The sequence below is a fragment of the Kribbella sp. NPDC050459 genome, from assembly GCF_040655315.1.
In the GTDB taxonomy this organism is placed as follows: domain Bacteria; phylum Actinomycetota; class Actinomycetes; order Propionibacteriales; family Kribbellaceae; genus Kribbella.
In genome coordinates, this window is record NZ_JBFAJQ010000010.1 from 253,953 (window position 1) to 274,397 (window position 20,445).

Annotated in this window: 26 protein-coding genes; 15 read left to right on the forward strand and 11 right to left on the reverse strand. The window is 70.3% G+C overall.

Annotation, left to right across the window (positions count from 1 at the left end; translation table 11 throughout):
- Positions 1-51 precede the first annotated feature (51 nt).
- Genes AB0I12_RS29300 through AB0I12_RS29310 form a run of 3 tightly spaced genes read left to right on the forward strand, consistent with a single transcriptional unit; the run spans position 52 to position 2,888 of the window.
- Positions 52-657, forward strand: a complete 606-nt coding sequence (locus AB0I12_RS29300) for a muconolactone Delta-isomerase family protein (protein ID WP_359935509.1) — start codon at positions 52-54, stop codon at positions 655-657.
- Positions 654-2,138, forward strand: coding sequence for a DHA2 family efflux MFS transporter permease subunit (locus tag AB0I12_RS29305; RefSeq protein ID WP_359935511.1), 1,485 nt, complete (start codon positions 654-656; stop codon positions 2,136-2,138). Before AB0I12_RS29300 ends, AB0I12_RS29305 begins: the two co-directional genes overlap by 4 nt.
- 21 nt (positions 2,139-2,159) lie before the next feature.
- Positions 2,160-2,888, forward strand: a complete 729-nt coding sequence (locus tag AB0I12_RS29310; protein ID WP_359935513.1) for an SDR family oxidoreductase — start codon at positions 2,160-2,162, stop codon at positions 2,886-2,888.
- On the opposite strand, the gene AB0I12_RS29315 is transcribed toward AB0I12_RS29310, so the two are convergent.
- The gene (locus AB0I12_RS29315; RefSeq protein ID WP_359935642.1) at positions 2,885-5,590 is read right to left on the reverse strand and encodes an AAA family ATPase; all 2,706 of its coding nucleotides are present in this window, start codon (positions 5,588-5,590) and stop codon (positions 2,885-2,887) included. The two genes, AB0I12_RS29310 and AB0I12_RS29315, sit on opposite strands and share 4 nt — an antisense overlap.
- Positions 5,591-6,037: 447 nt before the next feature.
- Here AB0I12_RS29315 and AB0I12_RS29320 point away from each other — a divergent pair, with 447 nt between their 5' ends.
- Together AB0I12_RS29320 and AB0I12_RS29325 are read left to right on the forward strand one after the other, a co-directional pair.
- Entirely contained in the window at positions 6,038-6,901 is an 864-nt protein-coding gene (locus tag AB0I12_RS29320; protein WP_359935515.1) for a PHB depolymerase family esterase, read from the forward strand.
- 75 nt (positions 6,902-6,976) lie between these two features.
- Positions 6,977-7,564: a hypothetical protein gene (locus AB0I12_RS29325; RefSeq protein ID WP_359935517.1), complete on the forward strand. Its 588-nt coding sequence runs from the start codon at positions 6,977-6,979 to the stop codon at positions 7,562-7,564.
- 2 nt (positions 7,565-7,566) lie between these two features.
- On the opposite strand, the gene AB0I12_RS29330 is transcribed toward AB0I12_RS29325, so the two are convergent.
- A complete protein-coding gene (locus AB0I12_RS29330) occupies positions 7,567-8,160 on the reverse strand; it encodes a TetR/AcrR family transcriptional regulator (RefSeq protein WP_359935519.1) in 594 nt (197 codons plus the stop codon).
- 85 nt (positions 8,161-8,245) lie between these two features.
- Between AB0I12_RS29330 and AB0I12_RS29335 the strand changes: the two genes are divergently transcribed.
- Positions 8,246-8,635: a nuclear transport factor 2 family protein gene (locus AB0I12_RS29335; RefSeq protein WP_359935521.1), complete on the forward strand. Its 390-nt coding sequence runs from the start codon at positions 8,246-8,248 to the stop codon at positions 8,633-8,635.
- Entirely contained in the window at positions 8,632-9,054 is a 423-nt protein-coding gene (locus tag AB0I12_RS29340; protein WP_359935523.1) for a hypothetical protein, read from the forward strand. Before AB0I12_RS29335 ends, AB0I12_RS29340 begins: the two co-directional genes overlap by 4 nt.
- Before the next feature lie 65 nt (positions 9,055-9,119).
- Here AB0I12_RS29340 and AB0I12_RS29345 read toward each other — a convergent pair whose 3' ends face one another.
- Positions 9,120-9,881: a GAF and ANTAR domain-containing protein gene (locus AB0I12_RS29345; protein WP_359935525.1), complete on the reverse strand. Its 762-nt coding sequence runs from the start codon at positions 9,879-9,881 to the stop codon at positions 9,120-9,122.
- Positions 9,882-9,984: 103 nt separating this feature from the next.
- Here AB0I12_RS29345 and AB0I12_RS29350 point away from each other — a divergent pair, with 103 nt between their 5' ends.
- Together AB0I12_RS29350 and AB0I12_RS29355 are read left to right on the forward strand one after the other, a co-directional pair.
- Positions 9,985-10,404, forward strand: a complete 420-nt coding sequence (locus AB0I12_RS29350) for a hypothetical protein (RefSeq protein ID WP_359935527.1) — start codon at positions 9,985-9,987, stop codon at positions 10,402-10,404.
- A gap of 189 nt (positions 10,405-10,593) precedes the next feature.
- Complete coding sequence (locus AB0I12_RS29355; protein ID WP_359935529.1) at positions 10,594-10,797, forward strand: hypothetical protein; 204 nt, start codon at positions 10,594-10,596, stop codon at positions 10,795-10,797.
- 231 nt (positions 10,798-11,028) lie between these two features.
- Here AB0I12_RS29355 and AB0I12_RS29360 read toward each other — a convergent pair whose 3' ends face one another.
- Both AB0I12_RS29360 and AB0I12_RS29365 read right to left on the reverse strand, forming a co-directional pair.
- Complete coding sequence (locus tag AB0I12_RS29360) at positions 11,029-11,394, reverse strand: TraR/DksA C4-type zinc finger protein (protein ID WP_359935531.1); 366 nt, start codon at positions 11,392-11,394, stop codon at positions 11,029-11,031.
- Between the two features lie 127 nt (positions 11,395-11,521).
- On the reverse strand, positions 11,522-12,463 hold the full coding sequence (locus AB0I12_RS29365; protein WP_359935533.1) for a TIGR03560 family F420-dependent LLM class oxidoreductase: 942 nt from the start codon (positions 12,461-12,463) through the stop codon (positions 11,522-11,524).
- Positions 12,464-12,592: 129 nt separating this feature from the next.
- Between AB0I12_RS29365 and AB0I12_RS29370 the strand changes: the two genes are divergently transcribed.
- Positions 12,593-12,730, forward strand: a complete 138-nt coding sequence (locus AB0I12_RS29370) for a hypothetical protein (RefSeq protein ID WP_359935535.1) — start codon at positions 12,593-12,595, stop codon at positions 12,728-12,730.
- 262 nt (positions 12,731-12,992) lie between these two features.
- Here AB0I12_RS29370 and AB0I12_RS29375 read toward each other — a convergent pair whose 3' ends face one another.
- From AB0I12_RS29375 to AB0I12_RS29390, 4 genes are all read right to left on the reverse strand, one after another.
- Positions 12,993-13,226 (reverse strand): hypothetical protein, encoded by a 234-nt coding sequence (locus AB0I12_RS29375; RefSeq protein ID WP_359935537.1) that lies wholly within the window; start codon positions 13,224-13,226, stop codon positions 12,993-12,995.
- A gap of 224 nt (positions 13,227-13,450) precedes the next feature.
- The gene (locus AB0I12_RS29380) at positions 13,451-14,032 is read right to left on the reverse strand and encodes a GerMN domain-containing protein (protein ID WP_359935539.1); all 582 of its coding nucleotides are present in this window, start codon (positions 14,030-14,032) and stop codon (positions 13,451-13,453) included.
- Positions 14,029-15,399 carry a HAMP domain-containing sensor histidine kinase gene (locus AB0I12_RS29385; protein ID WP_359935541.1) on the reverse strand — a complete coding sequence of 457 codons (1,371 nt, stop codon included), beginning with the start codon at positions 15,397-15,399 and terminating at the stop codon, positions 14,029-14,031. Before AB0I12_RS29385 ends, AB0I12_RS29380 begins: the two co-directional genes overlap by 4 nt.
- Entirely contained in the window at positions 15,396-16,097 is a 702-nt protein-coding gene (locus AB0I12_RS29390; RefSeq protein WP_359935543.1) for a response regulator transcription factor, read from the reverse strand. The genes AB0I12_RS29385 and AB0I12_RS29390 overlap by 4 nt, the downstream gene beginning before the upstream one ends.
- A gap of 142 nt (positions 16,098-16,239) precedes the next feature.
- On the opposite strand from AB0I12_RS29390, the gene AB0I12_RS29395 reads away from it, so the two are divergent.
- Together AB0I12_RS29395 and AB0I12_RS29400 are read left to right on the forward strand one after the other, a co-directional pair.
- Entirely contained in the window at positions 16,240-16,551 is a 312-nt protein-coding gene (locus tag AB0I12_RS29395) for an STAS domain-containing protein (protein ID WP_359935545.1), read from the forward strand.
- On the forward strand, positions 16,548-16,997 hold the full coding sequence (locus AB0I12_RS29400) for a hypothetical protein (RefSeq protein WP_359935547.1): 450 nt from the start codon (positions 16,548-16,550) through the stop codon (positions 16,995-16,997). The genes AB0I12_RS29395 and AB0I12_RS29400 overlap by 4 nt, the downstream gene beginning before the upstream one ends.
- Before the next feature lie 36 nt (positions 16,998-17,033).
- Here AB0I12_RS29400 and AB0I12_RS29405 read toward each other — a convergent pair whose 3' ends face one another.
- Positions 17,034-18,005, reverse strand: a complete 972-nt coding sequence (locus tag AB0I12_RS29405) for an NmrA/HSCARG family protein (RefSeq protein WP_359935549.1) — start codon at positions 18,003-18,005, stop codon at positions 17,034-17,036.
- 83 nt (positions 18,006-18,088) lie between these two features.
- Between AB0I12_RS29405 and AB0I12_RS29410 the strand changes: the two genes are divergently transcribed.
- Complete coding sequence (locus AB0I12_RS29410) at positions 18,089-18,586, forward strand: MarR family winged helix-turn-helix transcriptional regulator (protein WP_359935551.1); 498 nt, start codon at positions 18,089-18,091, stop codon at positions 18,584-18,586.
- A gap of 111 nt (positions 18,587-18,697) precedes the next feature.
- Here the strand turns inward: AB0I12_RS29410 and AB0I12_RS29415 are convergent, their stop codons facing one another.
- Entirely contained in the window at positions 18,698-18,955 is a 258-nt protein-coding gene (locus tag AB0I12_RS29415) for a hypothetical protein (RefSeq protein ID WP_359935553.1), read from the reverse strand.
- 6 nt (positions 18,956-18,961) lie between these two features.
- Here AB0I12_RS29415 and AB0I12_RS29420 point away from each other — a divergent pair, with 6 nt between their 5' ends.
- Positions 18,962-19,870: an FAD:protein FMN transferase gene (locus AB0I12_RS29420; protein WP_359935555.1), complete on the forward strand. Its 909-nt coding sequence runs from the start codon at positions 18,962-18,964 to the stop codon at positions 19,868-19,870.
- Positions 19,843-20,415 carry a hypothetical protein gene (locus AB0I12_RS29425; RefSeq protein ID WP_359935557.1) on the forward strand — a complete coding sequence of 191 codons (573 nt, stop codon included), beginning with the start codon at positions 19,843-19,845 and terminating at the stop codon, positions 20,413-20,415. Before AB0I12_RS29420 ends, AB0I12_RS29425 begins: the two co-directional genes overlap by 28 nt.
- Positions 20,416-20,445: the final 30 nt, after the last annotated feature.

Consider the following 20,445-nt stretch of genomic DNA (forward strand, 5'->3'; position numbering starts at 1 on the left):
GGCGCGGCGGATCGTGGGACCCCGGGAGCATCCACGAGCCGGAGGCTGGACATGGAATTTCTCGTCACGATGACGACCCGGGTGCCGGACGGCGTCACCGAGGCCGAGGTCGCCGAAGTGCGCGCCCAGGAGGCCGCCCACTCCGCGGGATTGGCTGAGCAGGGCCGGCTGAAGCGTTTGTGGCGTCCGCCGCCGGCCCCCGGTCAGTGGCGAACGCTCGGTCTGTTCGTGGCGGACGACCCCGCGGCGCTGGAGGTCGTCCTGGCCTCGATGCCGTTGCGGATCTGGCGAACCGACGAGGTGACCGAGCTGTCCGCCCACCCGAACGATCCGGGGCCCGATCGGATCGCGCTCGATCCGGGCGCCGGCGAGTTCTTCACGACCTTCGTCCTGACCGTCCCGTCCGGAGCGACTGCCGCCGACGTCGACGCCATGACTGCGCGGGAGGCGCGGCGGACGCGGGAGCTCGCGGCCGCGGGGCAGCTGGTCCGGTTGTGGCGGCTTCCGGGTGACGGCCGCAACCTCGGCCACTGGCAGACCGCAGAGGCCGAGCTGCTCAGGAAGATCGTCGACGGACTGCCGATGGCGCCCTGGCTCTCGGTCGACACGCTGCCCCTGACCCGGCACCCGAGCGATCCCGGAACGGTCGCGCGATGACGACGCGGAACGAGCCCGCGGCCGGCGGGGCGTCGTACGCCGGGATCGCGATCCGTGGCCGGGCCGGGGCCCTGCTGGTGGCGGCGACGGTGCTGGCCTCGATGGTCGGCTTCATCGACGCCTACATGATCAACGTCGCGATCCCCGCGATCGGCCGCGACCTCGGGACCGGTGTGACCGGGCTGCAATGGGTCCTGACCGGCTACCTGGTGACGGTCGCCTCGATGCTTCTCCTCGCCGGCGCGCTGGCCGATCACTTCGGCTGGCGCCGGCTCCTGATGATCGGCCTCGGCGTCATGCTGATCGCGTCGCTGTGCTGCGCGGCTGCCCCGAACACCGAGGCGCTGATCGCGGCGCGGGTCGTGCAGGGAGTCGGTGGAGCGATGGTCGTGCCCAGCAGCCTGGCCTTGCTCAACGGCACCTTGCGGCCGGCGGACCGTGCCAAGGGGATCGGCATCTGGGCAGGGTTGTCAACCCTGGGTACGACGCTCGGGCCGTACGGCGGAGGCTGGCTGATCGACCACGCCTCCTGGCGGTACGTGTTCCTGCTGAACGTTCCGCTGATAGCAGCTGCCCTGTGGGTACTGCGCGGCGTACCGGAAGTCAGCCGCCCGCGTCGGGAGCTCTCTGTCGACCTCCTCGGCGCTCTGCTCACCGTCGTCGGACTGGGCGGCGTGATCTATGCGCTGACCGCAGGACCGTCGGACGGATGGGGGAGCGCGACGGTGCTGGTCCCGGGCGGTGTCGGTGTGGTCTGTCTGGCCGCCCTGGTCCCGGTGGAGCAACGACAGGCAGCGCCCATGCTGCGTACGGCGCTCTTCCGGATCCGCCAGTTCGTCGCCATCAACGCCGCGACGGTCCTGTTCTACGGCGCACTGTCCGCCGCGAGCTACCTCGTCGTCCTGCAATGCCAGTTGCAGCTGGGGTACAGCGCAACCGAGGCGGGTGCGGCGCTGATCCCGGAGTCGGTGGTGTTCTTGCTCGTCTCGCCGTTCGCCGGCGCTCTGGTGGCCCGGGTCGGTGTCCGCTGGCCGATGGCTGCCGGCATCCTGATCGTGGCCGGCGGATTCGCGTGGTTGTCGGCGGCGAGCCCGGGCGAGAGCTACCTGAGCGCGATCCTGCCGGGCGCGCTGTTGTGGGGGCTTGGCATCGGGCTGACGGTCGCGCCGCTGACGGCCGGCGTCCTGGCTGCCGTCGACGACGCCGACCTCGGCGAGGCGTCGGCGATCAACGACGCGGCGTCCCGGGTCGGGGGCGTGGTGCTGATCGCGCTCGTCCCCGCGCTGCTGGGCGTCGGCGGCTCGGACGACCTCGTCCAGCCGCTCGGGCACCGGTACCAGACGGCGATGCTCGTGATGGCGGCTCTCAGCGTGGTCGCCGCGGTGATCACCCTCGGGTACGTCGCCCGCGGCCGCCCACCCGCCACCCAATTGCCGGCGACGCCGCGGGTTCACGGCTGCGCCGTCCCGGTGTCCACCTGACCTGAGGAGAGGGAGAACACGATGAACGGCAGTCTCGACGGGCAGCGTGTGGTCGTGATCGGCGGCAGCTCGGGGATCGGGCTGGCGACGGCCCACCAGGCCCGCAGTGCCGGCGCCCGGGTCGTCGTCACCGGCCGGAATCCCGAGCGGCTCGCCGCGGCCGCCGCCGAGGTCGACGCGGAGAGCGCGCCGATCCTGGACCTGGGCGATCCGGACCGTCTCGCGCAGGTCTTCGCCGACCTGCCCGCGGACCTCGATCATGTCCTGGTCAGCGGCGGCGGGCCGTTCTACGCACCGATCGCCGAGCTGGACTTCGACTGGGCGTTGCGGGTGTTCGACGAGGATCTGGTCGGCGCCCTCCGCATCGCGCGGTTGTGCATCGGACGGGTCCGGGCCGGCGGCTCGCTCACCTTCATCAGCGGGACCGGCGCGCGCCGGCCCGGCATCGGCCTGAGTGTCGCCGCGATCGGGACCGTCGCACTGCAGGCGATCGCCGCCAACGCCGCGCTGGAGCTCGCCCCGATCCGGGTGAACGCGGTCGCCGCCGGATTCGTCGACACGCCGCTGTCGGCGCGGCTGCTCGGCGACCAGCTCGAGGCCCGCCGCGCCGACCTGCGGGCGACCCTGCCGATCCGGCGGGTGGTCGGCCCGGACGATGTCGCCGCGCTGATCCTGCACCTGATGACGAACACGGCACTCACCGGAGCGACGTACGACGTCGACGGCGGTCAGCAGCTGCTGCGGCACTAACCAGCGGCCTCGCTGACCGCGTCCGGCAGGGCGTCGCGCAGCTGCCGGCGCGAGCTGATGGCGAGCTTGTCGAAGATCTTGCGGAGGTGCCATTCGACAGTGCGAGGGCTCAGGAAGAGTCTGCTGCCCACCTCGGGGTTCGACAGGCCGTCGCGGACCAGCAGCGCGATCTGGAGCTCCTGCGGCGTGAGTTCGTCAGTCGTGCCCGGTCCGTTCGTCCGGCGGCGCACCGTCTCGCCGGTCGCCTGCAACTCGCGGCGCGTCCGCTCGGCGAACGCGGCCATGCCGATCGACGCGAACAGGTCGTACGCCGCACGCAGCTCGGCCCGCGCCTCCCCGCGGCGCGTGCGGCGACGCAGCCACTCGCCGTACAGCAGATGTGCCCGTGCCAGGTCGGGGCGCAGCCTGGTCCCGGTGAGATGTTCGATCGCCTCGAGGTACGCACCCTCCGCGGTCGGGCCGTCGTCCAGCAGACCCCGCGCGCGTGCCTCGATACCGCGGCCCCAACGCTCCTCGGTGTCCACGGTCTTGTCCTGCAACAGGCCGAGTGCGGCGGCAGCCTCGCGCGGGCGTCCGCTGCGGACGGCCGCCTCGATCTGCTCGCTCAGCGCCCACGACGACACGAACAGCTCCGGTGTGTCCTCGCTCGCGGCGACGGCCCACGGCAACGCTTCGCCGTGGCGGCCGAGGCCGTTCAGTACGACGGACCGCGCCCAGCGCGCGTACTGCGCCGCCGTACCCTGCCCGCCGGCGATCGCGCTCTCGATGGTCTCGTCGATCAGCGGGAACGCCTCGTCCGGGAGCCCGCGCAGGCCGGCCAGCACCAGCGCGCCGTACGGCAGGATGTGCGCGCCGGTCGCCTCGCGGACCGCGTCGGCCTCGGCCCGCAGCGAGGTCGCCTCGGCGAAGTCGCCGGCCATCGCGGCGACCTGGCCGAGCACGTTGACGCCGACCGCCAGGACCGCGAGCGCACCGGCGCCGCGCGCCACCTCCACCTGCCGGGACGCGGTCGACAGGCACGCCTCGAAGTCCCACGCGGTCGCCGCGGCAGCGGTGGCCAGCCATCCCCAGCGCAGCACCTCCTCGACCGAGGCACCCTGATCACCGAACGCGCGGGCAGCCTGCTTGAGCAGCGGCACAGCGCGAGGACGGCCCTCGGCGAACAGCAACGCGAACCCGTCCAGCAGGACGTCGGAGCTGCGGCCGGGGGTCTCGGGCCGGGGCGCGGCCTCGGCCGCCGCCGAGACTTCGCGCAGACTCGCGTCCGTGGCCAGCTGACCAGCGAACAGAGCGGCGCTCCAGGCGTCGAGATACGTGTCGCGAGCGAGCCGTACGTCGAGCGGCTCGAGCGTCTTGGCTGCGCGCAGGAGCAGGCCGGGCGCGTCCCCGCCGCGTTGCTGTGCGTACGCCGCCTCGGCGCGGAGCAGATCGATCCGCGCCCGGCCGAGACCGTCGAGCTCCCCGGCTTCGGCCGTCGCCAGCAGCGCCCAGGCGGTCCCGAACGCACCGGCCTGCAGACTGGCCTGCGCGCCTGCCAGCGCGCGCTCGGTCCGGCGCGCGGGGTCGCGGGTCAGCGCGACCGCCCGCTGCAGGAAGGCAGCGGCGGCGGCGAAACCGCCCCGAGCCTGCGCGCGACCCGCCGACCGCTCCAGCTCTAGGGCGACGTCCTCGTCAGGTCCGGTTGCGGCGGCGGCCAGATGCCAGGCGCGCCGGTCGGGATCGGTCGCCGAGTCCGTCGCTCCGGCCAGTGCCAGATGCACCGCGCGCCGCTCCGTCTCGGACGCCGATCCGTACAGCGCCGACCGGACCAGCGGATGGCGGAACGTCACCCGCTCACCCAGGCTCATCAGCCCGTCGATCTCGGCGAAGGCCACCTCGATCCCGAGCTGGTCGGCTGCCCGGCGGACGAGCACTGGATCGCCGATCGGCTCGGCCGCCGCGACCAGCAGGAGCCGGCGGGTCGGCGCGGGCAGGGTGTCGGCCTGCCGCAGGAAGCTCTGCTCGATGCGGCCGGGCAACTCCTGGCCGCCGAGCAGGCCGAACCCGGCCGCGAGCTGCGTCGCGGTCAGGCCGCGCGGCAGCTCGAGCAGGGCGAGCGGGTTGCCGCCGGTCTCGGCGACGAGCCGCCGGCGCACCGGCTCGTCGAGCAGGAACTCGACGGCCGAACCGAGCAAGGCGTGGGCCTCGTCGGCCGGCAGCCCCTCGACCTGGAGCTCGGCGAGACCGTGCAGCTCGACACCGATCTCGCGGGCGCCGAACAACAACCCGACCGCCTCGGCGCCGATCCGGCGGGCGACGAACCCGAGCACCTGCGCGGTGGCCGTGTCGAGCCATTGCACGTCGTCGACGACCACCAGGACCGGCCGTTCGCCGGCCAGGTCGGAGATCAGGCTGAGCACCGCGAGCCCGACCGTGAAACGGTCCGGAGCTGGGCCCGGCGCCAGCCCGAACACGGTCCCGAGCGCCCGGCGCTGCGGCTCGGGGATCCGGTCCAGCCGATCGAGGAGCGGCGCGCACAGCTGGTGGAGCGCCGCGAACGCCAGCTCCATCTCCGACTGGACGCCGACCGCCCGCAGGGTGCTGACGTCCGTCGCGGATTCGGCCGCGTAGGTCAGCAGGGCGGTCTTGCCGACGCCGGCCTCGCCGCGTACGACCAGCACCCGGCTCCTGCCGTTGCGGACATCGGTCAGTAACTGGTCCAGGACTGCCCGTTCCGCCCGCCGACCGAGAAGCTGCGCAGGTTGCGTTCGCTCCGCCCCCAGGTCGCGGAACCCGTCTCCACGTCCCAAACCGTCCGCCGCCCTTTCGCGGTACGCCTACGACGCGCCGAGTCCGTCCCGCCGCGGTCTGCCGAACCGCTCCAGCCTAAGACCGCGAGGCCGTTGCCGGAAGCAGCCCGCGACCGGCGCGCGGGCCGGGTGAACGGTGCGCTGAATCCGTGCTTGTCATCGACGGCGGCTACACGCTGCACTGACCGAATGTGGTGCCGCAGGACATGGCTGCGGCGGTGCGGGTCGTGCGACGTTCGAGTGAAGGACCCGTCCTGGAGGTGTGGAATGACTCTCCGTCCTGTCGTTTCGGCCATTGCTCTACTGGCAGCTCTGGCCATCAGTCCGGCATCGCGAGCCGATGCCGCGACGCTCGAGGAAGTGACCGGATTCGGATCGAATCCGGGGAATCTGAAGATGTTCCGCTACGTGCCGCCCGGGCTCGGCGCCGGGCGGCCGGTGGTGGTCGCGTTGCACGGGTGTACACAGTCGGCAGCGGCGTACGACGACGAGCCCGGCTGGGTCGCGATGGCGCAGCGGGCGAACTTCACGCTGGTCCTGCCGCAGCAGCAGTCCGCCAACAACGCAAGCTCGTGTTTCAACTGGTTCGAGGCCGGTGACACGGCGCGCGGTTCGGGAGAAGCGCTGTCGGTCAAGCAGATGGTGGACCGCACTGTGAGTGATCTCGGCTCGGATACCGGACGTGTGTTCGTGACCGGCCTGTCCGCGGGCGGTGCGATGACGGCTGTGATGCTGGCGACGTACCCGGATGTGTTCGCCGGCGGCGCGATCGTGGCCGGCCTGCCGTACCGGTGTGCGACGTCACTCATCCAGGCCTTCAGCTGCCAGAACCCCGGCGTCGACCTCACGCCGCGGCAATGGGGTGACAAGGTCCGCGCCGCGGCCGCGGCCACGCACCGGCCGAAGGTGTCGATCTGGCACGGCACCGCCGACTACACCGTTGCCTACCGCAACCTCAACGAGTCGATGGAGCAGTGGACCGACGTGAACGCCGCGGACCAGACCGCCGACGCCACCGAAACGATCAACGGCGCCACGCACAAGTCGTACACCGACGGCACCGGTACGCCGGTCGTCGAGACCTGGTCGATCCCCGGCATGGGCCACGGCCAGCCCGTCGACCCAGGAGCCGGCGCGGACCAGTGCGGCGCCACCGCGCCGTACATCCTCGACGTCAACCTCTGCGCAGCCGCCCACATCACCCGCTTCTGGGGCATCACCTGATCTGCTACCTGCGGGGGACCTGATCCCCTCCCGCGAGGGAGGTCCCGGCGCGGTCGGCTCCGCGAGGATCCTGGTATGAACCTCACCAAGAAGCTCGTCGCCCTGACCGTTGTGGCTACCACCGCTGTGGCCGGGATCTCCACCGCGCAGGCCGCTCCCAAGGTGGCTCGCGTCACCGGTGCGGCCGACTTCATGTTGCCGTTCGCCCCGGACGACGACGTACGCCACTTCGCCTTCGACGCCACGGCCGCGCCGTACACCCGCCCGATCCCCGGCGCCCCGATCGGGCTGCCGACCGACGCGCGCGGCACCGTGCAGATCTCGCACTATGTCGCCGCCTGGAAGCAGACCATCCGCGCCGAGGGAACGGTGGACTGCCTGGTCACCGGGCCGGGCGTCGCTTCGCTCACCGCCAAGATCACGAGGGCGGACGAGCCGGTCAAGGACTGGGTCGGCAAGCGGCTCGGCTTCAGCGTCCTGGACAACGGCAAGCACGATCGCGTCGGACTGTCCTGGACGGTCGTCAACCTCACCCAGAACGCGTCCGGTCAAACCGAAGAGGCGCCCGTCGGCACCTGTATGGCACCGGCCCCGTTCGCGCCGGTGACGAAGGGCGACTACAAGGTCCGGCACGTCGAGCTGCCGCCGCTGCCGGAAGGGTGACGTCAGCTCGGCGGCAGGCCCAGCACGCCGCGGACCGCCCGCATGGTCAGCTCTTTGTCGTGCGGCGGTCCGCCGACTGCGGCGGTGACGCCCTCGAGGGCACCGAGGTACGCCGAGGCGAGTGCGCGCGGCGGCGGGCCGGCGGGGATCGAGCCGGTCCGCCGGCCGCGGGTGATGAGCTTGGCGATCGTGTCCTTCAAAGGCGTCATCAGTTCGGTGAGTGCCTTCGTGACGGCGTGGTCGCGGCCGGCGAACTCCACCCGCAGGCTCATCAGCACCGCGGCGACGTCGCGCCGGCAGTAGAGCGCGTGCGCCTGCGCCGTCCACAGCAGCCGCTCGGCCGGGTCGGCGATCGCCTCCGCGGGGTCGCCGACCTCGGCACGCCAGGTGCGAGACACCCAGTCGATGACGGCGAGTGCGAGCTCCTCCTTGTTCGCGAACTGGTGGTACAGCGCGCCGCGGGTATAGCCCGCCTCGCGGGCGATGTCGTCGAGCCGCACGTTCCCGTAGCCGTACGTCGAGAAGCCTCTCGCCGCGGCCTCGAGCAGCTTGTTCCGGGTGAGCTCGATCCGCTCCGCCTGCGTCCGCCGTTTCACCCCAGCATCATACATTCACGCATGTATGTATGTGTGAGACAGCTCGCGTTGCCGAGGATGTCGCGGCGGGCGTAGCTTCCAGACCATGAACGATGATTCCGGACAACCCGCCGTACGGAAGTTCTACGACAGCCTGGCCGCACACGACCCGGCTGCCCTGCGCGATGCCGTTCACGAGGACTTCGTCCTCACCTTGAGTCCCGGCTTGCCGCTCCCGGTCGACCGCGAGTTCCGCGGCCGCGAGTCCGCGGTACGCAACGTCTGGGGCCGGCTGGCGGACGGCGTCGAGTTGCACTGCGAACCGGACCGTCTGCTTCCGGTGAGGCCGAACGAGTTCGTTGTCCTGGGCCACTATCGCGGCGACGGCTGGCAGGCGCCGTTCGCCCACATCCTGACCACGAAGGACGGCCGGCTCCTGTCCTTGCGGCAGATCACCGACACCCGCTGCTGGCCCGAGCTGATGGCGGCCTCATGAACGCGACCGCGTTCCGGGTCGGAGCCGTCACCTGGACCGTCACCGGCGTCGGCCACACCGTCCTGAGCTTCTTCCTCCCCAGCGACCCGGAGTTGGACGCCGTGATGCGGGCGAGCCAGTTCGAGATCGGCCCACTGCAGCTCAACGCCGAGTCCCTGCACCGCGGCGTGAGCCTCGTCATGGGCCTGGCGGTGATCGTCGTGGGCGCCCTCCTGTGGATGATCGCCGACACACTCCGAACCGCCCCGGATCGCTTACGCCCGTACGGGATCGTCGCGTTGATCGCAACGCTCCTGGCTTTGGCGATTGCCGCACTGTGGGTCCCGGGGCCGCCGCTCGTAACCTTCTCTGTCGCCACCATCGCCTTCTGCGCCGCCCTGTTCACCAAGTCACCGACTCGCGCGACGGCTACACACTGACCGCGCGCGCTCGGTTGTGCGGCGCTGCCATCCGACGCTCCGGCACAGGGCCCGGCGGACTCTCGTCAGCGGGGGAGTTTGCGGGTGTCGACCAGTTCCTGGGCGACGTCGCGGAGCTTGCGGTTGTTGTCCTGGGAGTACCGCCGCAAGACCTCGAACGCTCGCTCGTCGTCGAGGTCGAAGCGTTCCATCAGGATGCCCATCGCCTGACCGACCAGCTTCCGGGCGTCGACCGCGGCGGCGAGGTTGACTTCGTTGCGGGCGCTCGCGACGGCGACCGAGGCGTGCCGGGCGAGGATCTCGGCGATCGCTTCCTCGTCGGGCCCGAATCCGCCCGGCCGGGACGAGTACAGACCGAGCACGCCGACGACGGAACCTCCGGTGTGCAACGGGACGTCGAGGACGCTTCGCACGCCGAGCTCGAGGACCTTGGCGGACCATTCCGGCCAGCGATCGTCGGTTTCGGTGTCTTCGACGCGCACGACGGAGTGGTCGCGCATCGACTCGGTGAGTGGGCCCTGCCCGCCGTCCACCTGCAGCTTGTAGATCTCGGCCACCAGCGGGTCGGTCACCGCCGGAATCTCCAGCCGCCGGGGCCGGCCCGAGATCAGCGCGACGCCGGCGTGGGAACAGCTCAGCGCCTGTAAGGCGAACTCGACCACGGCCTCGACGGTCTCCTCGATCCCGCCGGAGTCGTGCAGGTCGAGGGCGAGCTGAGCGAACCGGTCGGCCGAGGTGAGTTCGCGCAACCTGATCTGAGGCGCGCAGTCGCTCTGGCGACGGGTGTGCCCGGCCAGATGCCCTTGATGTAGCGCGGCTGCACTCATAGCGTCAAGATAGCTTGACGGCGAACTGGCGTCAAGATGGCTTGACGCCATGGGGTTGGCGTGGCGGCGGTCGTCAAGCTATCTTGACGAGATGGGTGGTGACATGGCACAGCCTCCGTTGGCCGCGGACGACAGGGGTATGGAGGAGCTGCTCGGCGTACTGCGGGTCAGCGACCAGCGCGAGTTGTACGAGCGCCGCATCGAGAAAGCCGAGGGCGCCGGCCAGCCCGTCACGGCGCTCGTGCGGGCGTTGGGAAACCTGCCCGGCGTGACCGGACTGGAAGCCCTCAGCGCCAGCCGGCGGTTGGTCGATCTCCTCACCGGCGCGCGATGGCACATGATCCGGCAGGCCCGGGAAGAGGGCTCCAGCTGGAGCCAGGTCGGCAGCGCGCTGGGAATGAGCAAGCAAGCGGCCTACGACTTCTACCGCCGCAAGCTCGACCAGCAGGACGCTTCGGCCGACGCTGAGGGCAACAGTTCGGCTCGTTCACGAGCGGCACAGGGCTCGAACGCCAACGGCTGAGGACCCGGCCGCGGCAAGTGAGGTGTGACGTGCCGGCCCCGCCGGTTGGATGCCGTCCCGGTGCCGCTGCACGTGTTCGCATGGCCACACCCCTCAGGTCGGGTGGAAAAGGTTTGCGGGATGGGTTCGCCGGGCACCGCGGGAGCACCGTGCTCACTTGAGCGCGTCAACGGGTGGGAGGGTTCGATCGTGACTGTCGGCGGCGTGGACACCTATTACGACTACGACGAGCGGCAGTGGAAGTTCCGCCGGCTCGGTGGCGGGCCGGTACGCGAGGCGGTCCGCCGCCCCGCAACCCAGCGGGCTGCCGTGACCACCCAGGAGCCGATCGCGCCGGCCGACGCCCAGGCAAAGCGGGCCGCACATCTCCGCGCCGAGACCGGCAAAGGTTAAAGGGATTCAAGCCGCAACCAGGTCGTGACGCCAACTGGGCCGCGCAGCGCGGCGTCACCACCGGTCCTGGATCGACGTCCAAGACCTTGAGCTTGACGTCCGCCGCGTACGCCACGACTCCGCCGGCGAACCGCGAGTACCGCACGGCCTATCCGCTCCGCGATCTCCGCGGTTTCCGCGTCAGGGACGGTGCTGTCAGACATGGTGACCCCGCGGTACCCCTCGGCATGCCTACCGGCCCACGGGCCTCGCGTTTCTCGCCTGACGGTGCTCGCATCGCAGACAGAGCCTTACGGTCGGTATCGCTCGGAGACGATGCAGTGGAAGCATCTCCCCGCACATCTCGCAGGCGCCGAAGACACCCGTGGCAAGGCGGGACAGCGCGGCGTCGATCTCCTCCAACGCCCGCACAGCCCCAGCCTTCAGCACGGCCCGCACCTCCGCCACCGCCGGCGAGAAAGGCGTGGTCTCCTCGCGGGCCAGATCCATCAGTTGATCCAGCCGGAACTGACGTTCCTGACACAACTCCCAGCGGAACCACTCCACGTCCATCGCGGGTTCGCTCCGCCGTACCTCGGTCGATCGCTCCTGGCTCATCGACAGCCTCCTCGTACGAGGTGACAAACTCAGGCCGCTTTTTGACCGTCCGGAAGGAGATCGCTCCTCAGCGCTTCCGTGTTGTAACCACGCCTCAAGTACCCCGCCGGAACCCCTGCCAGTCGGATCAGAGCCCGACGATCTCGGCGAAGTCCCGGATCGCGCCGGGATCGGTCGACTCGTGGAAGCCGACCACCAACTCGTCGACGCCTGCCTTCTCGTACGCCGCGACCCGTGCGCGGACCGTCTCCGGCGTGCCGTAGAGCAGATACGACGCGAAGTCACCGGGATAGAACGCGCCCATGCTCGGGTGGAGTTGCGCCTGGGCGGCCGCGTCCGTGTCGGTCACCAGCGCGCCGGTCGTCGCAGTGACCCTGATCGAGCCGGCGTCCCGGCCGACGTCCGCGGCGTGCTTGCGCAGGATCTGCAGCTTGCGCTCGATGTCGGCCGGCGACGTCATCAGATTGCAGACGTCCGCGAACTCGGCGACGATCCGCAGCGTCACCTTCTCACCGCCGCCGGCGATCATCAGCGGGATGCGCGGCGTCTGGACGCCTTTCGGCTGCACCATGGCGTTGTTCAGCGAGTAGAACTCGCCGGCGAAGTCGCTGACCTCGTCCGTCCACAGCGACTGGATCACCTGCACAGCCTCGCGCAGCTCCCGAAGTCGCCGGCCTGCACCGGGGAACTCGTACCCGAACGCGGCGTAGTCGGCCTCGTACCAGCCCGCGCCGATCCCGAAGGTCAGACGCCCGCCGGAGACCACGTCGAGTGTCGAGGCCATCTTCGCCTGCAGGGCAGGGTTCCGATAGCCGTTGCCGGTCACGAGCTGGCCCACGCGGATCCTGGTGGTCGCCCGGGCCACCGCGGTCAGCAGCGTCCAGGCCTCGAACAGGTAGCGGTTCGACGGCGGGATGGTCTGCAGGTGATCCGGCAGCCAGACCTCCGAGAACCCGACGGATTCGGCGGTCTGCGCCAGCTGGATGATCCGCTCGACCGCATCCACCGGATCGCTGAACGACGACAGATCACTGCCGAAGCCGGTGGGGAGGAACAGATTGAACTTCATCGTCAGGCTCCTGCTTCGTCTGGCCGACCTGGCACGACGCGGCCAGGCTGTCGAGACGTACTGACCGGACGAACCCGCAAAAGGAATCGCTCTCCCGCCTGTGCATTTCAGGGCGCCGCATGGGAGTCGGTGTGGTGGGCACCGGATTGGGCCAGTGAGCACGGCGGCAAGCAGAGCGGTAAGGGTGGCTCCGGCAGTCAGGGCGGCACCACGGCCCAGAAGAAGAAGGCCGGCCGCAAGGGCGGAAAGGCCGCCGCCAAGAACTGACCCATGGACGCGCGACCTGGTCCTGACAGTGATCGGGCACATCGGTTGGCGTTTGTTGTCGTCGGGTGGGCGGCTTTCGCCTGCCGCACCTTGCGCCAGGTCCGGCGCGGCAGGCGAAAGCCAGTCTCGGGAGTGTCTCGACCAGACTTCGGGAGGAATCGATCAAGCGCTTGGAAGGTCATACCATCGCTGCCTCCGCAGAGCCAGAGAAGTTGATTTCGCAGGCACGCGCCGACTCGGCACGGCCGTGACTGCAGTGGTGTCAGCGGTCAGATTTCAGGAAGTCCGGTGCTCCGCCGGTCCGGAGCGCGTCCGCCTCGAGCCACGCGGCCGTCTCGAGGGGGTGCCGGCGTTCTATCTCGGTGAGGAGATACTGCCGTGCCTCGGCGGCCGTCGCGGTGTGCTCGGCGTGCAGAGCACGGACAAGCTCCGCTCCGGTGGCACGCCAGACCGAATAGAGCTCAGCATCGGACCAGTCGGCGAGCCGCGCCGGCACCTGCAATCCGGGAGCGGGCTCCGGCCTCCGGCGGAGTCGTGAGACAGCCGCCAGGACCGTCCGGATGGATCGGTGAAGCGCCATCGTCAGGTCGGGCGTGGTTCGGTCATCATGGGTTCCCTTCGAGCGGTCGTCACCTGTCTAGCGCGCGAGCCGGTCACGGTGCGGCTCAGGTCGCGGAACGTCACGTGATCTCAAAGTTCTCTCAGTGCCACCGTCAACTGCTACCGGCTCCGTAGGGAGTCGTAGTCGGCGGCGGTGAGTGGCGCGGTCGTCAGGGCGCCGTCGGCCAGCAGGGCCTCGACCGGTACACCGTCGCGCGCGAACGTCACCTGGTCGATGGACTGCACCGCCGTGAGGGACAGGACGATCTGCCCGACGGCGAGGATGTTCTCGGTCGCGGACCTGCCGCCGGTCTGGCCGGACAGTTCGAGGACGACGCGACTGCCTCGGACCTCGACGATCGTCAGGATCAGGCCGGGCGGCAGCGCCGTGGTGATGCCGCCGGCCTGTTCCCGGTCGGTCGGTCCCGCAAGCAAGACGTCGACAACCGCGGTGAGCCCGTCCGCGGGCGCCGTGGGCACCTCGCGCACAAGCGTGACCAGCTTGTCGTCGCGGACGAAGCTCACCTGGACGGCGGGCCTGCCGGTGCTCGGTATGGGCGCCGCCGAGGACGGGCGAGCGGTGCGCTGCAGACGGGACGGGATCTCGCCGGAGGCGATCGGCGCCGGTTCGTCCTGCATCGGAACGCCGCAGCCGGCGAGAACGAGCACCGCGGCTGCCAGGCAGACGGCGGCGTTCCTCACGACTCTCGCTCCGCTTCCGGGAGCCGTACGACGAACCGCGCGCCGCCGCCGGGCGATGCCGTGCACCACACGGCTCCGTCATGGGCCGCCGCCATCTCGGCCACCAGCGCGAGCCCCAGACCCGTACCCGACGACGACCCGCGTTTCGCCGCGCCGGTGGCGAACCGCTCGAAGACGCTTTCCCGGTCCTCGGGCCGAATGCCCGGACCGCTGTCGTCGACCAGGACGAGCACGTCGTCGCCGGATCGGGTCACTGTGACGCCGGTGAGTCCGCTGCCGTGGGTGTTCGCGTTGTCGAACAGGTTGCGGAAGAGCCGGCCGAGACGCGACTTGTCCGCTGCCACGAAGACGTCGTCGCCGTCGGGGAACGCCGGTGGTCCGGCGCCGGCTTCGCCCAGTACCTGTCGCAAGAGCCCGCCGAGGTCGATGACGGTGTTCGGCCGCTGGTCGAGTCCGGCGTCGGAGCGTGCGAGTTCGAGGAGGTCGTCGAGCAGCCGCCGGAAGCGCTGCAGATCGGCGGTGACGAGATCGAGGGCCTTCCGGGAGCGTTCGGGAAGCTCGTCGCGCCGGGCGTTCAGCAGGTCGACGCTGCCGACGAGAGTGGTCAGCGGGGACCGGAGTTCGTGACTCACGTCGGCTGCCATCCGTGCGTCCCGCGTGATCCGCTGGTGGAGGGTGTCGACCATGCTGTTGAACGAGCCGACGATGGTGGCGAGCTCGGGATCGTCGGTGGCCGCCAGGCGGCGGTCGAGATCGCCCCCGGCGATCGAGGCGGCCGTGATCGCGACCCGGTTGAGCGGCGTGACCACCGACCGGCTGGCCCAGACCCCCAGCGCCGCCCCGGCCGCGGTGGCCAGCAGCGCGCCGCCGAGGAGGATGCCGCTGAGCAGACGCACCGTGCCGTCGAGTTCGGTCAGCGGGGCGATCTCGTAGAACTCGGCCTCGGCCGTGCGCACCGGGACGCCGATGACGAGGGCCGGACCGTCGGCCGACCGGAACCGCTGGCTGACCGAGCGCCCGGCGGCAATCTCCTGCTGGACCGAGGCCGGTACCGCGTCCCGGCCCTGGTCGAGGGCCGAGGCGTACCACTGGTCGTGCCATCTGAGGATGATCGTGTGCCCGGCGGGTGTCCCGGCTGCGGTCAGCACGGCCGACACGTCCGCGCCGGCGCTCTCGAGTCGTCGCTGCACGAACACCGCGTCGGCGAAGCTCTGGTGCTGGACGACGCGCTCGCGTTGGGCCAGCAGGTACCCGCGGGCCAGCAGGTACGTGCTGATCGCGAAGACCGCGGACACCAGGAGAGCCACCAGGGAGAAGGCCGCGACGAGCCGGTGCCGCAGGCCGAACGTACGACGTCCGCGCCTCATTGCGGGTCCAGTCGGTAGCCCATCCCTCGGACCGTGACGACGACCTGCGGCCGTCCGGGATCGCGTTCGATCTTGGTGCGCAGCCGCCGGATGTGCACGTCGACGATCCGCTCATCGCCGTAGTACCCGTGCTCCCACACCTTCTCGAGCAGGCTCGGGCGGCTGAGCACCCGGCCGGGTGGATGCGCGAGCTCGGCCAGCAGGCGATACTCGGTGACGGTCAGCGGGACGTCTCTGCCGTCGAGCATGACGGCCCCGCGCGAGGTGGACAGCACCAGGGCGCGGGCGGGGTCGGAGTCGAGGACGATGTCGGGTTCGGTCGCCTCGGCGCTGCCGCGCAGCCGGCGGCGGAGCGCGCGGATCCGGGCCGTGATCTCCTTCACCTGAAAGGGTTTGGTGACGTAGTCGTCGGCGCCCGCCTCGAGTCCGGCGACGATGTCGTGGGTGTCGGAGCGCGCGCTGACGATGACGATCGGGATGTCGCTGACCCGCCGTACCTCACGGATGCAGGTGTAGCCGTCGACCTCGCCGAGCATCAGATCGACCATCATCAGGTCGGGCAGCGCCGATCTGACGGCCTCCAGCGCCGAGGGCGTGTCGGCGGCCTCGGCGACCTGGTAGCCCTCGTCCTCGAGCGCCAGGCGCAGGACGGCCCGGATGCGATCGTCGTCCTCCACGACCAGGACATGCATAGGCATCGTCACATCCTCGCAACCGAACAGGTTGCCGTGACAGCGGGGCGGGGCATGTCATCCGATCGTAAAGAAGGCGCACCGGCGCTCTCAAACTCCGCGGGCCACAGTGGTGACATCACCCGAAACCGCCGCGGAAGGGCCGTCGATGACCGACCCCACCCACAGCCCGCCTCACCAGAAGGCGATCGTGACCCTGTCCGAGCCGGATCCGGGCAGCGCACCGACCGCCTTGCGCTGGCAACTGCGCGGTCTGGTCATGGACGGTGTCAGCCTGGTCGTCGTCGACGTGTCCGAGCTCGACCAGATCTCCTCGACCGTGCTGGCCGCGTTGCTCGACACGCATCGCGTCTGCCGGCGGCGCGGCGGTGGCGTGGTCATCCGGCACGCCAGCCGCAGGATGTCCGACGTACTCCGCAGGACCGGGCTCGACCGCGTGTTCGAGGTCGAGGCAGCATGACGCGCCCGTACGTCGACGTCACGGTGGTCGAATTCGCCGCCCACACAGCTTTTCTCGACCCGGTCACCGGCATCGGTTACCTGGTGCTGCCGCCGGCCGGCTCCGACATCGAGGCGTTGTCGGATCCTCTGGTCGAAGCGGCCTGGTCCGAACGGCTCACCGACTTCGAGCGCCCACGGCCGCTCTCCCTGCACGCGGCCGACCGGCAACGGGCACTGACCTGTCTCGCAGAGACCGGATGGAGTCTGCTGCACGACGAGGACGGCGCGGTGGAGTCAGCAGGACGGACACGCGCCGGGCGCCGGGCCGTGTGCATCTACGGACCGGCGACGACAGAACAGCCGTCGTACGAGGCGCTGGACTCCGCCATCATCGCGCTCGACATGGCTGCGGACCTGGACCCGCACACCACCTGCGCCGAAGCTCCCAGCGTCCGCTGGGACTGAACCCGCGCAGCAGACATCACCACGGCTGCGGTTCTCCTAGTTTTGCGAGGCCTTGAGCTCGTCCCGGTGGTTGCTGACCCACGTTGCGAAGGACTGCAGCTCCGGGTTCAGTTCGCGGACCTTGTCGAGGTTGCGGTCGCCGGTGAACTCGTCGTGGTTCTCGGCGTAGAACTGGAACATGTTCCCCATCTCCACGGCCATCGGGAACGGGTACGTGCGGTACTCCTCCAGGGTGGGTGCGTGGTAGACGACCTGCTCGCCGATGGCGTCGGTGAGGGCGGCGGCGTACTCGTCGCCGGTCAGGTGGTCGCCGGCGATGCTGACGGTGTCGCCGATCAGGTCGGGGTGCTTGAAGACGGCGAGGGCGCTGCGGCCGATGTCGTCGGAGGCGACGCCGGACAGTCGCTGGTCGCCCATCGGGAAGGTGATGGTCAGTACGCCGTCGGCGTTCCGGGTCGGCGGCATTGTCGTGGTGAACGCGTCGAAGTAGAACGTGGTCCGCAGGAACGTCGTGGGTACGCCGTACTTGGTGAACAGCTCGTCGGCCTCGCCCTTCGCGTCGAAGTGCGGGACCTTGTAGCGCCCGTCATCGAGGCTCGGGACGTCGTCGCGCCCGGCGAAGAACAGCCGGGTGTCCTCGAGCGTCGACCAGACCAGGTGCTCTACGCCGGCGTCGCGGGCGGCCCGCGCGGCTGTTTCGGCCTGGGCGAGCTCCATCTCGGCGCGGGTCCGGACCGCCTCCTCCTCGGGGGTCAGCGGAGCCCAGTAGTTCGTCACCACGAAGGCGCCGTACGCACCGTCGAACGCGGCCCGGATGCTCGCCTCGTCGTCGAGGTCGGCGGCGACCACCTCGGCGCCCGCGGCGGCGAGGTCTTTCGCGGCGCCGGAGTCCGGGTTGCGGGTCAGTGCGCGGACGGCGAACTCGCCGGACGGATCGGCCAGGATCGCGCGCGCCAGCGCGCCGCCCTGGGCCCCGGTGGCTCCGACGACCGCGATCAGCTTGCTCATATCCACTCCTCAGAGAGTTAGGTTGATGCGTCAACTCGACTAATGTAGCGCCTTGGGTTGATGTGTCAACTCAGCCGGGTAGGATGGTGGATGTGAGCAGCAAAGGACCCTGGCTGGACGACGCCGAGCAGAAGTCGTGGCGCAGCTACCTGCTGATGAAGCGGACTCTGGAGACGCATCTGGAGCGGCATCTCCAGCGCGAGTTCGGCCTGTCCGGATCGGATTTCGAGATCCTGGTGAACCTGTCCGAGTCGGAGGCCGGCCGGATGCGCGCGTTCGAGCTGAGCCGTTCGACCCAGTGGGAGAAGAGCCGGCTGTCCCACCACCTGACCCGGATGGAGAAGCGCGGCCTGATCCGCAAGGAGGCCTGCGACTCGCGGTACCCGGAGATCGTCATCACCGAGGAAGGGCTGGCGGCGATCAAGGAGTGTGCGCCGGCGCACGCCGCGCGGGTCCGGGAGTTCTTCGTCGACGTGTTCGGGCCGGAGCGGTTCGCGACCCTCGGCGAGGTGTCGGACGAGGTCGTCGGCACGATCGGCAAGCACTGCGAGGACGACTGCCCGCTGGAGGCACGCTCCTGAGAGGTGCTCTCAGAGACCTTTCAGGAGAACTTGACGGTGGCTTGATCTTCTCTTGGAGTGCGGCTGAACAGCCTCGACCGAGGCTTGCTGCATGGTCACCACACACGGATCTCAACCCAACCGCCGGCGCTGGCTGCACCGTGCGTCCGCGGCTGCGATAGCCACCGCCGTCCTCGGCGTCGGCGCGACCGGCATCTCGGTCGCGCTCGTGTCGTCGAAGCACTCCGGCAGCGGCAGCACCGGGACGACGGCGTCGTCGAGCAACTCGGACTCCTCGAGCTCGAGCTCCAGTTCGGGCTCGGACGACAGCAGCAGCTCGAGCGGGCTCGGCTCGGCCGGCTCCGGCGCGACCTCGCAGGGCGGGAGCAACGGGTCATGACCGCCTCCCGTACCTGGACCGCGTGGAGCTGCACGGTCCGGCTGACCGTCGACGACCCCGCCGTACTCGGTGCGGCCTGCGGTGAGCTCAAGGCGCTGATGGACCGCGTCGACAAGGCCGCGAGCCGGTTCCGCCCGGACTCCGAGCTGTCGGTCGTCAACACCCGCGCCGGCGCACTCGTACCGGTGTCGCGGCTGCTCGTCGACCTGGTCGACGTCAGCCTGGTCGCGGCCCAGATGAGCGGCGGCGCGGTCGACCCGACCGTCGGCCCGGCAGTGATCGCAGCCGGGTACGACGCCGACATCGAGGCCGTACGACGGCGGTTTCCGCAGCCGGCCGGGGACCCGCGGCCGGTCGCCGGATGGCAGGAGGTCCGCCTGAACCGGAAGCTCGCGCTGCTCGGCGTACCGAAGGACTGCGCCCTCGACCTCGGTGCCACCGCCAAGGCCTGGACCGCGGACCGGGCGGCGAACGTGATCAGCAAGCGCTACGGCTGCGCCGTCCTCGTCGAGATCGGCGGCGACCTCCGTGCGGCGGGCGCACCGGCGAAGCCGTGGGTCGTGACCGTGGCGGAACGGGCCGGCGACCAGGGCGTACTCGTCACGCTCGCCCACGGCGGGCTGACCACGTCGACCAGGACGGTACGGCGTTGGCAGACCCCGACCGGCTACGGCCACCATGTCATCGACCCGCGCACCGGTCGACCCGCGGACGGTCTGTATCGGACCGCGTCTGTTTGGGCACCGACCGCCGTACGCGCGAACACCTTCAGCACTGCTCTCATCGCCACCGGCGAGGCAGCTGTCGGACGGCTCAAGCTGGCCGGGCACCCGGCACGGTTGATCGCTGACGACGGCCAGGTCACCGAGCTGTCGGGATGGCCGACTGCAAGCAGGGCCGCCTGATGACGCTGTGGTACCTGGCCCGCGCGGCCGGCGTGGTCACGATGGTGATGTTCACGCTGTCCGCCGTGCTCGGGATGATCATGCCGGTCGTACGGCGAGCCGAGCCCCGCTTCTGGCTGCAGTACGTCCACAGGTCGGCGGCTGTGACCGGACTGGTCCTGCTGGCGACCCATGTCGTCGCGGTGATCGCCGACAGCTACGTGAACCTCAGTCCGACCGTTCTGGTCTGGCCGTTCGGCGCCGGCTACCGGCCGTTCGCCATGGTCGTCGGTGCGCTTGCTCTTTACAGCCTGGTACTGGCGTCACTCGTCGGAGCGGCCCGTGGCCGGTTGGCTGTCTCCGCCTCGTTCGCGAAGCACTGGCGCAAGCTCCACATCGCCGCGTCGGTCGGGTGGCTGCTCGCCATCGGCCACGCCCTGCTGGCAGGTACCGACCGCAGTACGCCGTGGATGCTCGGCATCACGCTCGGCTGCCTGGTCGCTGTTGCCACCGCAGGCGCGTACCGCCTCAACGCGACGCCCACACGAGCTTGGAGGACCCAGTGATCACGGTTGAAGACACGAGGGTGATCGGTG

What these genes read in the sequence shown, in the direction of transcription:
- AB0I12_RS29365 (WP_359935533.1), bottom strand. Translation starts at nt 12,463, where the DNA reads ATGAAGTTCAATCTGTTCCTCCCCACCGGCTTCGGCAGTGATCTGTCG.
- AB0I12_RS29340 (WP_359935523.1), top strand. Translation starts at nt 8,632, where the DNA reads ATGAACGCGACCGCGTTCCGGGTCGGAGCCGTCACCTGGACCGTCACC.
- AB0I12_RS29385 (WP_359935541.1), bottom strand. Translation starts at nt 15,399, where the DNA reads ATGAGGCGCGGACGTCGTACGTTCGGCCTGCGGCACCGGCTCGTCGCG.
- AB0I12_RS29410 (WP_359935551.1), top strand. Translation starts at nt 18,089, where the DNA reads ATGGTGGATGTGAGCAGCAAAGGACCCTGGCTGGACGACGCCGAGCAG.
- AB0I12_RS29300 (WP_359935509.1), top strand. Translation starts at nt 52, where the DNA reads ATGGAATTTCTCGTCACGATGACGACCCGGGTGCCGGACGGCGTCACC.
- AB0I12_RS29425 (WP_359935557.1), top strand. Translation starts at nt 19,843, where the DNA reads ATGGCCGACTGCAAGCAGGGCCGCCTGATGACGCTGTGGTACCTGGCC.
- AB0I12_RS29360 (WP_359935531.1), bottom strand. Translation starts at nt 11,394, where the DNA reads ATGAGCCAGGAGCGATCGACCGAGGTACGGCGGAGCGAACCCGCGATG.
- AB0I12_RS29390 (WP_359935543.1), bottom strand. Translation starts at nt 16,097, where the DNA reads ATGCCTATGCATGTCCTGGTCGTGGAGGACGACGATCGCATCCGGGCC.
- AB0I12_RS29345 (WP_359935525.1), bottom strand. Translation starts at nt 9,881, where the DNA reads ATGAGTGCAGCCGCGCTACATCAAGGGCATCTGGCCGGGCACACCCGT.
- AB0I12_RS29350 (WP_359935527.1), top strand. Translation starts at nt 9,985, where the DNA reads ATGGCACAGCCTCCGTTGGCCGCGGACGACAGGGGTATGGAGGAGCTG.
- AB0I12_RS29325 (WP_359935517.1), top strand. Translation starts at nt 6,977, where the DNA reads ATGAACCTCACCAAGAAGCTCGTCGCCCTGACCGTTGTGGCTACCACC.
- AB0I12_RS29395 (WP_359935545.1), top strand. Translation starts at nt 16,240, where the DNA reads ATGACCGACCCCACCCACAGCCCGCCTCACCAGAAGGCGATCGTGACC.
- AB0I12_RS29335 (WP_359935521.1), top strand. Translation starts at nt 8,246, where the DNA reads ATGAACGATGATTCCGGACAACCCGCCGTACGGAAGTTCTACGACAGC.
- AB0I12_RS29405 (WP_359935549.1), bottom strand. Translation starts at nt 18,005, where the DNA reads ATGAGCAAGCTGATCGCGGTCGTCGGAGCCACCGGGGCCCAGGGCGGC.
- AB0I12_RS29305 (WP_359935511.1), top strand. Translation starts at nt 654, where the DNA reads ATGACGACGCGGAACGAGCCCGCGGCCGGCGGGGCGTCGTACGCCGGG.
- AB0I12_RS29310 (WP_359935513.1), top strand. Translation starts at nt 2,160, where the DNA reads ATGAACGGCAGTCTCGACGGGCAGCGTGTGGTCGTGATCGGCGGCAGC.
- AB0I12_RS29400 (WP_359935547.1), top strand. Translation starts at nt 16,548, where the DNA reads ATGACGCGCCCGTACGTCGACGTCACGGTGGTCGAATTCGCCGCCCAC.
- AB0I12_RS29420 (WP_359935555.1), top strand. Translation starts at nt 18,962, where the DNA reads ATGACCGCCTCCCGTACCTGGACCGCGTGGAGCTGCACGGTCCGGCTG.